The 11,579-nt window shown below is 66.0% G+C and carries 13 protein-coding genes and 2 pseudogenes; 7 read left to right on the forward strand and 8 right to left on the reverse strand.

All coding sequences use genetic code 11. The annotated features are described in order from the left end of the window. The first annotated feature begins 393 nt into the window (after positions 1–393). Together ABN028_RS34415 and ABN028_RS34420 are read left to right on the forward strand one after the other, a co-directional pair. Positions 394–1,350 (forward strand): hypothetical protein, encoded by a 957-nt coding sequence (locus tag ABN028_RS34415; protein ID WP_349699540.1) that lies wholly within the window; start codon positions 394–396, stop codon positions 1,348–1,350. A gap of 348 nt (positions 1,351–1,698) precedes the next feature. Next, a pseudogene (locus tag ABN028_RS34420) lies at positions 1,699–2,036 on the forward strand (transposase); the annotation flags it as partial. A gap of 190 nt (positions 2,037–2,226) precedes the next feature. Here the strand turns inward: ABN028_RS34420 and ABN028_RS34425 are convergent. The 5 genes from ABN028_RS34425 to ABN028_RS34445 form a co-directional block, all read right to left on the reverse strand. After that, positions 2,227–2,895, reverse strand: coding sequence for a DUF4352 domain-containing protein (locus ABN028_RS34425; RefSeq protein ID WP_349699541.1), 669 nt, complete (start codon positions 2,893–2,895; stop codon positions 2,227–2,229). Between the two features lie 162 nt (positions 2,896–3,057). Then, complete coding sequence (locus ABN028_RS34430) at positions 3,058–3,192, reverse strand: hypothetical protein (protein ID WP_349699542.1); 135 nt, start codon at positions 3,190–3,192, stop codon at positions 3,058–3,060. 476 nt (positions 3,193–3,668) lie between these two features. Beyond that, entirely contained in the window at positions 3,669–4,148 is a 480-nt protein-coding gene (locus ABN028_RS34435) for an aminoglycoside phosphotransferase/kinase family protein (protein WP_349699543.1), read from the reverse strand. Positions 4,149–4,464: 316 nt separating this feature from the next. Then, positions 4,465–5,430 carry a phosphotransferase family protein gene (locus ABN028_RS34440; protein WP_349699544.1) on the reverse strand — a complete coding sequence of 322 codons (966 nt, stop codon included), beginning with the start codon at positions 5,428–5,430 and terminating at the stop codon, positions 4,465–4,467. A gap of 19 nt (positions 5,431–5,449) precedes the next feature. Then, positions 5,450–6,274, reverse strand: coding sequence for an alpha/beta fold hydrolase (locus ABN028_RS34445; protein ID WP_349699545.1), 825 nt, complete (start codon positions 6,272–6,274; stop codon positions 5,450–5,452). Between the two features lie 109 nt (positions 6,275–6,383). Between ABN028_RS34445 and ABN028_RS34450 the strand changes: the two genes are divergently transcribed. Both ABN028_RS34450 and ABN028_RS34455 read left to right on the forward strand, forming a co-directional pair. Further along, positions 6,384–7,106, forward strand: a complete 723-nt coding sequence (locus ABN028_RS34450) for a DUF899 family protein (RefSeq protein ID WP_349699546.1) — start codon at positions 6,384–6,386, stop codon at positions 7,104–7,106. Positions 7,107–7,200: 94 nt separating this feature from the next. After that, positions 7,201–7,689, forward strand: coding sequence for a GNAT family N-acetyltransferase (locus ABN028_RS34455; protein WP_349699547.1), 489 nt, complete (start codon positions 7,201–7,203; stop codon positions 7,687–7,689). Here ABN028_RS34455 and ABN028_RS34460 read toward each other — a convergent pair. Further along, positions 7,686–8,117 (reverse strand): RidA family protein, encoded by a 432-nt coding sequence (locus tag ABN028_RS34460; protein ID WP_349699548.1) that lies wholly within the window; start codon positions 8,115–8,117, stop codon positions 7,686–7,688. The two genes, ABN028_RS34455 and ABN028_RS34460, sit on opposite strands and share 4 nt — an antisense overlap. 115 nt (positions 8,118–8,232) lie before the next feature. Between ABN028_RS34460 and ABN028_RS34465 the strand changes: the two genes are divergently transcribed. Together ABN028_RS34465 and ABN028_RS34470 are read left to right on the forward strand one after the other, a co-directional pair. Next, positions 8,233–9,063 carry a nucleotidyltransferase domain-containing protein gene (locus ABN028_RS34465; protein ID WP_349699549.1) on the forward strand — a complete coding sequence of 277 codons (831 nt, stop codon included), beginning with the start codon at positions 8,233–8,235 and terminating at the stop codon, positions 9,061–9,063. Positions 9,064–9,240: 177 nt separating this feature from the next. Then, positions 9,241–9,633, forward strand: a complete 393-nt coding sequence (locus ABN028_RS34470) for a VOC family protein (protein ID WP_349699550.1) — start codon at positions 9,241–9,243, stop codon at positions 9,631–9,633. A gap of 148 nt (positions 9,634–9,781) precedes the next feature. On the opposite strand, the gene ABN028_RS34475 is transcribed toward ABN028_RS34470, so the two are convergent. Beyond that, complete coding sequence (locus ABN028_RS34475) at positions 9,782–10,519, reverse strand: GNAT family N-acetyltransferase (RefSeq protein ID WP_349699551.1); 738 nt, start codon at positions 10,517–10,519, stop codon at positions 9,782–9,784. Positions 10,520–10,706: 187 nt separating this feature from the next. On the opposite strand from ABN028_RS34475, the gene ABN028_RS34480 reads away from it, so the two are divergent. After that, the gene (locus ABN028_RS34480; RefSeq protein WP_349699552.1) at positions 10,707–11,285 is read left to right on the forward strand and encodes a GNAT family N-acetyltransferase; all 579 of its coding nucleotides are present in this window, start codon (positions 10,707–10,709) and stop codon (positions 11,283–11,285) included. Positions 11,286–11,455: 170 nt separating this feature from the next. On the opposite strand, the pseudogene ABN028_RS35695 reads toward ABN028_RS34480, so the two are convergent. Then, positions 11,456–11,579: pseudogene (locus ABN028_RS35695) on the reverse strand (IS630 family transposase); the annotation flags it as partial.

Genomic DNA, 11,579 nt, shown 5'->3' on the forward strand with positions numbered 1-11,579 from the left:
GACGCGACCACCGCGTCAACGTCTGGCACTCCTCATCGCTCAACACAAGCTCAGCCTTCGGCCGCCCAGTCCTCGCCATCCACCAAACCTACACTTACCCGACGAATTTCAGGCGGAGGACACTAGCCGGCCAGCCCCGACACATGCACCACGCTGACCCCAGCGAGACGCCAACGACCTGCAACGCCGGGCGACGACGAGCACCCGGTCGACGAGCGCCGGAGTGTAAACCCGCAGCTCGCGATCAAGCTGCCTGCCTCTACGGATAGAAGGTCAGGCCCCGCCGGCGACCGCCCAACTAGCTCGAAGACCTTGCGTGATATCTCGAACCAAGCCGGACTCTTCGTCGACGTCCAAGGGCGTTGCGCGGGTCGTGGACATCAGTGAAGGGCGTTGACGCCGGGATTCTCAAGTCCTAGATTCACGGCAGCCTTGGACCTCACCGGGGCGTTGGCGCATGGGCGGAAACGTCGTGTCGTGGATTCGATGGGCGCGAGTCACGGCTGTGATGTCCGCCGTCGCTGTGATGGCTGGTTGCGGTACCGAGCCCCGATCGCACTCTCGAACGACGTTGCTCTGGATGTGCTCGTCGAGTCGGCGGAGATCAGTGGAGATGACGGCATCACGGTCGAAGCATTGCCGCCCGGCACCCTACGCAAGGGCGGCGTGCTGTGGACTGTGGTCCGCCTGGACGCCGACAAGGCGACGCCGATCCCGGGCCTGGTGCAGTTCGAGGGCAAGGCAGAGCGTGAGGGGGGCGGCGCAGAGTTGGGTGTGACTGGCACCTGTGGCCTCGGATGGACGGCTGAGGGGAAACAGAAGAGGGGCGATCCGTGCGCCGCGGCGTTGCGGCCGATGCAGATCCCCGATCCCGACGGCGTTCCATTCGCCCTGCTGCTGTATCCGACGACCGACTCCGGGTCGGTCACCAGCGGCACCTACCGCCTGTCCATCCCACTGGACAAGTCGGAGGGTCCACACCTGGATCTGACCTATCGTCTCATCGAGCACGGAGGTGCCGATCTTCCTCCGTGGCCAGACGAAACCGTGCCATGGACGCTTACCTTCGAGCCCTACCCCGAGAACCGCTGGCGGGCGCTCCGCATCCGGGTTGAGGACGTGTACGGACGCGTCATCGGCGAGCGCGACATGGCGGATTTCCATGGCGCAAATCCGGACCTGGAAAATGACGGCGTGTTCACCGTCGACGTGCCGCGCGGCTATCCGGTATCCGCGGTCCTACTCGAGCGCGAGGGAGACGCCTGGATCCGCTGTGGCGGTAGCATCGACGTCGTGATGGAGAAGAAGAAATGGCCGACCGCGCTTCTGACCGAAGGCTGCGTCAAGTAGCCGATCCGAGGTGCGTGGCGCGCTACGAGCGCGATCTCCCGTTTGCGTGGTGGCAAGATCGTACTGGCTGAAGGTCGATCTGAAGCCATTACGAAGGGCATTCGCAAGGTGTAACTCTCTCACGTTCGCCTCAACGTCAGTGGGGTTCGACGAGCGGAATCTCGTGTCGTCTGGTGGGCTGGCGCCAACGCTGGCACTGGCCGAGTCCGTGGGTCTGCATGACCTAGCCGATGCGCATCTGAGTGTGCGGGTGACAAGGGGGACGAACGCGGGCTCAACGGTCGCCTCGCTGGTGGCGGGGATGGTGGCTCGTGCGGACTCAATCGATGACATGGACCTGCTGCGGCACGCCAGCACGCGATCATCGAGCAAGTGCAGGCCGACTTGAAGAACTCCGCGCTGGCGCACCTGCCGTCAGGCAAGTTCGCCGCGAACGCCGCATCTCTGGTGCTGGCGGTGATGGCGTTCAACCTCACCCGCGGCGCGGGCACCCTCGCCGCGGGCTCGCCAAGGCGACCACCGCAACCATCCGACGCAAGCTCATCAACGCGCACGCACGGATAGCATCCTCGGCGCGACGACTGCGAATGCATCTACCCGACCCATGGCCCACCGGCGCCCCCGTTGGGTCGAGGCGTGGGTTCGGCGGACTCCAGATCGCACTGCTCATGACAACGACTCGGTGACGGCACTGCCGACCGACCACGCCGCACCGAATTGTGTCCGACGATCAACGCCCCGGCCGGTTCGATAGATCCATCCCCGTGGATGCGGCAAGTGACACCTCCGCCGTATTGCGGCCGTCGCTCTTCACTGCTGGTGGTGACTCGGCACGACGCTGCTCGTGCCGAGCCCGCCAACTGTTTTCCCGCGTGGTCACTTCACCAAGACCGTGACGCCATCGGAGAGCATCGAGTCGTGCAACTCCAGGCTCGCCGGAACCGCATCCTTCGGAATGTCGAACACGACAATCCCCGACAGCGTGTTGCCCGGGTTGATCTCTTCGAACAGCGACTTCGACTCTTCGAGATAGATCGCGGCCTCGCCGTCGGCGCTCGCCTTCCGACCCTTCGTGTCGATCAGGTACTGGTTGTCCCCGAAGAACGTCCCTGCCTCGGTGCCGTGGTTCGCGATCTTCAGGTGAACGAAGACGAACTTGCCCTGCGCCTCCGTGCCGAGGAACTCACTGCCGATCCGCGCGGGACCGTTCTCCACCTTCGTCACCGTGAACGTGAAGTCACCGTCCTTCACGGCCTGGCCGATCCCCGCTCCCTTCGGCGCCTCCACCTTCGGCTTCTCGACCTTCGGCTTCTCCACTTTCCCGGCCGCCGGCTTCGCCGCAGGCGCATCCGCCGGTACCGTCACCGTCACCGTCGGCGCCGGCTCTGCACCAGCCTCAACCGTCGTCGTGGCGTCGCCACCTGCGCTGGCCGAGCCGAGCATGATGCCAAGCAGGCCGGCATAGATGCCGATAGCCACCCGACCGAGCCCCTTCGGGTACTTCGGCTCGGAGGCTTCGGCGCCTCCGGCAGTGGAGCCCCCCATACCTGCGTCGTCGCCGGCTGCGGACCCTGAGTTCCAGGAATGTTCTCGCTCATGTTGCTACCCCCGGGTAGTCCACTCGGTGTTGCTGTACCCACCCCTTGGGCACCGTGGGACGGGCGGGAATCGAACCCGCCAACAAAGCAACCATTCGCCCCTGCTGATTCAGGACACCTTCGAAAGCAGGTGGACCAGCCTGTCGAAGTTAGTCGGCCACGGCAGGTCGAACACGATCCCGACCACCGTCGCCAACCCGAGCCCCACCCCGCCGATCACGACCGCCGACAACCACATAGGCATCCCCTGTAGAACGGGCAGGAATTAACCGGCCAGCACCGCTCCGTCCGTTCCCCTGCTCACGCCAATTCGACCGGCCTCACGGCGGTGATCACCGACCGCTCGGGCCATCTCCCCCCGGCGCCGCGATGCGCGCGCGGCACAAGTGTTGCGTATGCGCAACACTTGTGCAAGGGCTCAAGGCGGGGCGGAAGGTAACAGTTCGGCAATCGGCTGGAGGGCCAGAGTTGGCCGGCGGAGGAAGGGGTCCCACAGCGCGCGGACGAGCCGGGCTGTCCGCTCCTTGCTAATCCGGGGCCTGGACGGGCCTGGACTCGGACAGACGTCCTCCGCTTCACGCGTCAAGGGCGACTATCGGCGTCCGCGTCGCGATCTTCGTGCCGTGACCCGCTTTGGCTCCGGCCTACGAGCAGGCACTTGCGAGGGGCGACGGGTCCGGGGGGCGGCAGGTGGGCGGCACCTCGTCAGCAGACCGGCGATCAAACGCTGGCAGTCATGCCTGCGTAGGCTTCGACGAGGCCGTCCTGGTTGAAGGTCGGCGAGCCTGATCCTCGTTCGATGTCCCGGTTGATCCGGTCGGCGAAGTAGATCGCGTTGGCCAGCCAGCGCGCCCTGACCAGGAAGTCCAGGTAGGCAAGTTGGGGACGGATGTCCGGCATCTGAGCGGCGTAACCTTCGGTGAACCAGCGCGCGACCTGTGGACCTGCTCGTTTGGTCATGACCGCGACGCAGGCCAGGTCGTACAGCAGCGGGCCGCGCATCGTTGTCACCCAGTCGATAATTCCGTCCCGGGTGTTCTCGTCAGCGTGGCTGGGGTCGCCGGTGTCGTCGGCGAGCAGGAAGCCCCCACTGACGTCGGGGTCGCCATGGATGACGGAGATCGACAAGTCGTGGTCCTCGACAGTCCGGACGATCTCCGGCCAGATGCGCCGCGCCACAGCGTCCACGTGTTCGGGCATGGCAATGCCCGCGCGCCGCGAGAAACTCTGCGATCCGCAGGCCCCTGACCAGTCCAGGGGCGTCGAGATCGTCGACCAGCTTGGCCACGTACGGGCCGTGCGCGGTGGCGACCAGCCAGGTGGTGGAGTTCATCCCCTGACCGGCCAGCGGCGTGACCGACTCGGCGGGATACGGCCAGGCGCGCACCGCCGCTTCGACGTACGAGGCCGGAATCACTGCGACATGATAGCCGTGACCACACGACGCACTACCAGATCGAGAGACGCGCACTCATTGAGAGTCTGCGGTCTGACTTCGGTGCTGACTTGAGCTCGTTCAGTCCCCGGTCAAGGTCAGGGGACCGCGTTCGAGGACCTCGGCGAGACGCTGTGCGGTAGCGGCGAGAGCTGCCTGGTTTCCGGTCCACACGTTCCACCCCAGATGGGTGAAGCCGATGTGCAGCTCATAGCAGTGGTGGCGGGCGGCGGCGTCGACGAGGGCGCCGCGCTCGGCCTGCACACTCGGCTCCCGTAGCAGTCCGGGCAGCGGGTCGGCAGCGGCGATCCCCGGGTGGAACGACGCCCAGAAGCTGCACCAGGCGGCATCGAAGAGGAAGTCACCGCGCACCGAACACTTCCACGACAGCACCGCTTCGACCCGGTGGGCGTCCGGACTCACCAGCACGTTGCCGTGCAACAGATCGCCGTGTACCAGGTCCCGGCGTTCCGGGCAGGCGTCCACGAGGGCTGACACCCGCTCGGTGACCGCCGCGGACAGCGCGGCCAGCTTCCGGTCGCGCGCCAGGGCGGCACTCCATCCGTGCACCAGTTTCTCCGGATCGTCGACCAGGCCGGCGAGGAGGAACTCCCGCCAGCTGCCGGCGGATGCGTCCGGCTGGTGCCAGACCACCGGAGAACCGGGACGCGCCGCCGCTTGGTAGAGAGCGACGAGCAGGCGGGTGAGGGTGGGGCCGGTCGCGTCGGCCAGCTCTACCGGGGTGTCCTCGAGGAACCGCCCGTGGTGACGCACCGAGATGGCGTACGCCCGGCCGGACGGGGTAGTGCCCACCTCCCTGACTTCCGGCACGGGCAGATCCGGGCCGTCGAAGGCCATCGCCATCCGGTCGGCCTCGTACCAGGCCACCTCCTGACCGAAGCGGACCACCAGCTCTTCGCCGCCTGCCCGGTAGGCCCACGCCGATGACCACGCCCCGCCCGAAAGCGGCTCCAGGTCCTCCGCAGTACCCGGCCGTCCGGCCAGGAACGCCTCGACCTCCTGCTGCCTCAGCTCCTCGACGCCCACCACGCCATTATCTGCCGAGTCAGGCGCGGTTCAGGAAGGTACGGATGTGCTGTGACCAGATATCGGGTTTCTCGAAGTGGCACATGTGGGCGGCGTTCTCGATGGTCGCCAGGTCGCTGTCGGGCACCGCGGCGTGCAAGCGCTGGGCCAGCTGCACTGGGAAGCCCATGTCCTTCTCGCCGTGCAGGATGAGGATCGGCTTCCCCGATGTTCGCAGGATCTCCTCGGGGTTACCTGTGAACCATGGATGCATTCGCCCGTCGAGGGCGCGTTCGTAGCTCCAGTCCCCCTCGTCGAGGCCGTCCAGCAGCTTGAGATACGCAGGTGCCAGATCCAGATCCCAGACGAAGATCGTCGAGTTACGCAGCGCCCAATTCTGGGCTTCCTCCGCACGGCGCCGCCGCTGGTACTCCTCCCAGTTCTCGAGGTACGGCTCGTTGTCGGCTGAGCTGTACACCGAGGTGGAGGCCATTACCAAACGGCGTACGTGGTTCGGATGCTTGTCCACGAACTGGACGGCGGCGCGCCCACCGGTCGAGAAGCCGAGTAGATCCACTTGCCCAAGCCCCAGCTTGTCGATCAGCCGGCGGGCATCCTCGATGACGTACTCCGGCTGCAGCGCTTCAGCAGGCAGGTTGCGGCTGCTCCGTCCGAGGCCGCGAAAGTCGAAGAGCACCACGTGATGGTCACCAGCCAGGGGTTCGAACCCGGGCAACAGGTAGCTGTGACCGACGTCTGGTCCACCGTGCAGCACCACCAAGGAGGGCTTGTCTCGCCGACGCTCACCGAGCTGGCGCACGAACAGCGTCACATCTCCTAGATCGACCAGCTCACCGTCATCCATGGGACCAGCATGTCAGGCGGTGTGGCTCACGATGAGTTTCGGTCGTCCGGCAGGTCGTACCTTCCGGGAGCCGGCGATGCGTCGGGCCAGACAAGTGAAAGGTGAACCGATGAACGCAAACAGTACGAACGCGATGCCCGAGATCGTCGACCGGGCAACCTGGCAGGCCGAGGTCGACCGGGTGCTGGTGCGGGAGAAGGCGCACACCCGTGAGGGCGACGCGATCGCGGCCGCCCGGCGGCGGCTGCCGATGGTCGAGGTGGACGCGCAGGTCCCGCTGGTCGGTGCGCAGGGCCCGGTGCCCCTTGTCGAGGTGTTCGAGGGGCGGCGGCAGCTGATCACGTACCTCCACATGTGGCACGACGGCAAGCCTGCGGCGGACCAGTGTGAGGGCTGCACGTTCTTCACCGGGCACGCGTTGGAGCTGTCCTATCTGCACAGCCGCGACGTCACGTACGCGACGTTCTGTCAGGGGCCGTACGCCGAGAGTGCGCGCTACCGGGACTTCATGGGCTGGGAGATGCCGTGGTACTCGGCGCGCGACTCAGGGGACGCGTTGCTCGCCGGGCGTCACTTCGGCGGCTACATCTGCTACCTGCGTGACGGCGACCGGGTGTTCGAGACGTACTGGTCGACCGGACGCGGCACCGAGGCCGGCGCCACCAGCTATCACCTGCTCGATCTCACCGTGTACGGCCGGCAGGAGACCTGGGAGGACTCGCCGGCCGGCTGGCCGCGCCTTAGCGGCACCGCCGGTGGGCAGTTCCGGACCGACGGACGGCCTACGGCACAGTGGTCCCGACTCGCCGCGGGCCGTTCTGACGACCTTTGATCCACTTGAAGGGTTGGCCCAGCAACAGGGGTGCCGGCGACGGGTAGTGGAATCCTGTGGCGGTTGCTGGCGCAAGCGTGACAAGGTGCCGCGTATGCCCGAAGTCGTGCTGCCACTGACGGTGAGAGATCTGACTGCCGAGGACCTGTATCCGGGTTTCTCCGGGTGGACAGAGACCTATCTTGAGGGCACATTCAACGCGCTCGACCGGGCGAAGCGCGGCGAGGTCGACTTCCTCGCTGTCTGTCCACCGTCTGGTATTCCGGTGGCGACCGGCGGGGTCGACTACGCCAAGCCCTCGGGTATCCCAGTGCTGTGGCAGCTTTCGGTCGACGCGTCGCTGCATTCCTGCGGCATCGGCACGGTCCTCATCCAGGCATTGGAGCAGCGGATCCGCGGACGTGGCCTCACCTTGGCCGAACTTGGCTTCGACGAGAACAAGCCACGGCCACGCACACTCTATGAACGCCTCGGCTACGTCGTCACCGGCCGCGAACCTGGAGCCTGGGACGAGGAGGCGCCGGACGGCACGGTCACCCGCTACGAAACGATGATCACGGTCATGCGTAAGAAGCTCGCCTAGTTGCTGGTGGGGAGGTCATCGGAGTCGAGGACCGCGGCGACGGCTTCGATCTCGACGAGCTGGTCGCGGTATCCGAGGACGGTGACACCCATCAGCGTGCTGGGTGCGCCGTGCTCACCGAACGCGTTCCTGACCACCTGCCACGCCGTGACCAGATCCCGTCGTTCGGTGGAGGCGACCAGGACGGTGGTCTTCACGACGTCCTCCAGCGTCGCCCCGGCGGCTGCGAGCGCCGTGCGGAGATTGTCCATCGCCTTGGCCGATTGTCCGGCGTAATCACCGACGGCCGCGGTCGACCCGTCCTCGTTCAACGGGCACGCGCCCGCCAGGAAGATCAGTCGCGACCTCGCCGGTGCGGTTGCCGCGTACGCGTACTCCGCGACGTCCGACGGCCGTTCGGACCGGATGAGTGTGACGGCACCTGGCATGGTTCTCCTCGTGCTGTTGGTCTGCTCGCCTCTGGCTGGGCCGTGCCAGCGTACGACTGGCCAGGCGGCACGACGGCCACGACGGCCACGACGGCATTGGAGGGACGCGCAGACAGTGGCAGCGGATCCGGACGAAGGACTCGACGAGACCGGCTACATCACGACAGGCGTGGACCTCGCCAAGGTTCGCGCACCCTTCGATGCTGTGCTCGCGGAGGTATCGACAAGGATCAGGGCAGCCCTGCAACAAGAGCTACACGGCCTCTACCTCTACGGGAGCGTGGCTACTGGCCAGGCCGTACCACCTGGCTCAGACGTGGATTTGCTGGCCGTGGTCACCACTGAACGCGCGATCGACATGTGCCACCACCTCAGCGAGGACCTCACCAATCAGTATCGCTCCACTGTGAGGGACGTCGCGATCGGAGCCGGCTCGCTGGAGAGCTTCCTTGCCCCCACACAGGCAGCGAAGGCGAACCGTTGCTTCCTCAAGCACTACTGCGTCAGCATCGCCGGAGTCGATCTCCGGACAGACCTTCCAAGGTGCCAGCCAGACAAGGACCTCGCACGCGAGTTCGTCGGCGATCTGGAAGGCATGATCGCCGACTTTCGGCAACGCCTGCAGGGCACAACGTCGCCAAGCGACGTCGAGGAGGTCGCCGCATTGGTGGGTCGCAGGCTCCTCATGGCTGCGGCAGTGCTGTACTCCATCACCGACCGAACGTGGACGACAGCACGCACGGCGGGCGCCAGAATGCTCACCCAGCATCATCCCGACTATGCCGAGTACGCCAGCCAGGCACTTGCGTGGATCGGCGCACCGTACCGTCCCGCTCGCGTAGCCCCGGCCATTCCTGGTCCCAGCCGCAGGGATGTCGAGACAGTTCTCAACGAACTCGGTGCGTTGGTTATGCGCGATATCAGGACCCATCTTGCCGGTGAGTGAGGGTAGTTCGGCGGCTACATGCGTGTTCGATCCGACCGAGCCGCGTATGGCTACGACGGTCTCGCCGGCGTTGTTTGCGGACGCGCCCCAAGCGGGCACCAGGAGTTGGCGGACGTCGACACCACGGTGGACAGGCCGGCTGGTCGAGATTGTTGCCAAAGCCGAAGGTCGACCCGTATGAATACGATCGCCCAACTCCAGGTCAATCTATTCTGCGAGAACGTCGAGAGTTGCCTGTCCTTCTACGGCCAACTGGGCCTTCCCGAAGTGTTCCGCTTTCCGACCACCGGTCCGATCGAGCATGCCGAAGTTGACGTTGCCGGAAGCCGGATTGGACTCACGTCGGCGGCCGCGGCGAACAGGCTCGCCGACCTGGGAGTCACCTCGGGCAGCAGCGCGACGACCGAGGTCGTGCTCTGGTCCGGCAACACCGACGGTCTCTTCGACTGCGCTGTCTCAGCCGGTGCGACCGTCATCACCGGACCGATGAACTCGCCCGACGGGCGGCTCCGGTACGCCTGGGTCCGAGACCCCGACGGTCACCAAGTGAAGATCGTCCAGTCCCGCTAACGGGTGCGTCTGACTGCGCGAAAGAGAGCGGGCATCAACCGCAATCCGTCGTAGCCGCCTGGTGGCCAGAGTGCCCCGAGATGCGGCCGGGTCATGGTGGCGGGGGAGAGCGTGGTCGAACCGCTGGCCTTCCGCCGTCCAGGCTGAGCTACGCCGGATCGACGCGGCGGCGCACCACGGTGTACCGCTCGCGTTTCTCCACGAACTCGAACTTGTGCACGTCGAACAGCGATCTTGGGCCGCGCCAGTTGTCCTCGTCGACGTTCTCCTGGTCGTTGAACGGATAGGCCTCGACCCAGGCCATCCCCCTCGCCGGGGCGTCGGCGAGGACCCGTTGGAGCAGGCTGCCTACGAGCCCATGGCCCCGGTATGGCGGTGCGATCCCGAAGCACGAGAGGGAAATCACGTCGAAGTCGGGAGGGTTGGCGCCTTCGCCGACCCTGTACATCGAGCACTCCACTCGCGTCGAGGCATTTACCCAGCCGGCCGGCCTGCCGTCGGCGTAGGCGAGATAGCCGAATACTCGTCCGCTCTCGAGGAGGCTGATCATCAGCTCGCGATTCTGCCTCCATGGTCGTAGTTCGCCCCCACGTTCCTGGCCGCGTTCGAACACGTGTGGCCCGCTGCAGTAGCACACAGCGTCGACAGGGTTTCCGGCGAATGCGTCATGGTCGAAGAAGGCGAGCCAGTCCGGGATCCGCGAGGCTGCGACCGGTTGGATGGTCACGGTGCCGATGGTGTCGAGGCGCTCCGTCGGTCCGGTGAGGCGTTGCGTCGCTTCGGCGAAGTTGCGGATGGCCATCTCGGGGAACGGCCAGTCCGGGTGTTGGGAGCGGGCGTGCGCAACGTAGGCATCGCTGAACGCTTCGAGGTCGGACCCCTCCACGAGGGCCGAACACCCGTCGCACCGAAAGCTGTGGTTCGCCGGCAAGCTCAGCACCTCCGTCGTTGGCGTGTGACCCAACCTAGACGGCATCGGCGCCAGGATCTGTCCTGTATTCCGAGGCGTGACCGCGTGGGGCAGGCGCTGGTTCGGCGGCCGCCGGTGCGAGCCAGTGAACTAACGTGAGTGCGTGAGCATCGAGGTCAAGCCTGCGACCGCGGCGCGGTTCGACGACGTAGCGATCATGCTCGGTCCCAAGAATCCCGATTCTTCGGTGTGTTGGTGTCTCAGTCACCGGCTTGACTCGAAGACCAACCGAGAGCTGGTCGGGCGCGCACGGGGCGATCACGTCAGGAAGCTGTGCTCCCGCAAGGTCGCACCGGGCGTCCTGGGCTACGAGGACGGCGAAGTCGTCGGGTGGGCCGCTGTCGCACCTCGAGCGGAGCTTCCATTCGCGCGCTCGAGGAAGATCCCGCACGTCGACGAGTTGCCCGTCTGGTCGGTGTGGTGCATCCGCGTGCGTCCCGGCCACCGCGGCAAGGGCATCTCCCACGCCCTGCTCGACGGCGCTGTGGCGTATGCGCGGTCATGTCGTGCGCCCGCGATCGAGGGATATCCGGTCGACAACAAGGGAGAGAAGGTTGATCCCACGATGGCCTACGTCGGCACCCGCGCGCTGTTTGAGAGGGCCGGCTTCATCAAGGCCGCCGACACCGAGTCCATCTCCGGTGGGTTTCCCCGGGTGCTCATGCGGTTGGATCTGCGCTGACTCGGGCGCGACCCGGCGCATGGCGCAGTGAGAGGGATCAGGCAGGCACGGCGGCGAGCGCTTCTGACGGCAACGAACGTGACCGGGTATAGTGACTGAGCGGCGAACGCTTCCGACCGATTGAGCCAAGCGCTCTCGATCTTTGCCGTTCCTCTCAGGTCACAGACCACCTAGTACCCCGTGGTTGAGATCTTTTGACGGTTCGTTTTGGTGAGGATCTGGTCGGCGGTCTTGGTCCAGACGAAGGGGTGGCAGCGGTCGTTCCAGCCGGTGATGAATTGGCGGATCTTGGTG

The organism is Actinopolymorpha sp. B17G11 (assembly GCF_040196095.1).
Lineage (GTDB): Bacteria > Actinomycetota > Actinomycetes > Propionibacteriales > Actinopolymorphaceae > Thermasporomyces.

Coding starts and splice junctions, on each gene's coding strand:
- ABN028_RS34455 (WP_349699547.1), top strand. CDS start 7,201: ATGCCCGAAGTCGTGCTGCCACTGACGGTGAGAGATCTGACTGCCGAG.
- ABN028_RS34435 (WP_349699543.1), bottom strand. CDS start 4,148: ATGCCCGAACACGTGGACGCTGTGGCGCGGCGCATCTGGCCGGAGATC.
- ABN028_RS34430 (WP_349699542.1), bottom strand. CDS start 3,192: ATGCCTATGTGGTTGTCGGCGGTCGTGATCGGCGGGGTGGGGCTCGGG.
- ABN028_RS34470 (WP_349699550.1), top strand. CDS start 9,241: ATGAATACGATCGCCCAACTCCAGGTCAATCTATTCTGCGAGAACGTC.
- ABN028_RS34445 (WP_349699545.1), bottom strand. CDS start 6,274: ATGGATGACGGTGAGCTGGTCGATCTAGGAGATGTGACGCTGTTCGTG.
- ABN028_RS34450 (WP_349699546.1), top strand. CDS start 6,384: ATGAACGCAAACAGTACGAACGCGATGCCCGAGATCGTCGACCGGGCA.
- ABN028_RS34425 (WP_349699541.1), bottom strand. CDS start 2,895: ATGGGGGGCTCCACTGCCGGAGGCGCCGAAGCCTCCGAGCCGAAGTAC.
- ABN028_RS34460 (WP_349699548.1), bottom strand. CDS start 8,117: ATGCCAGGTGCCGTCACACTCATCCGGTCCGAACGGCCGTCGGACGTC.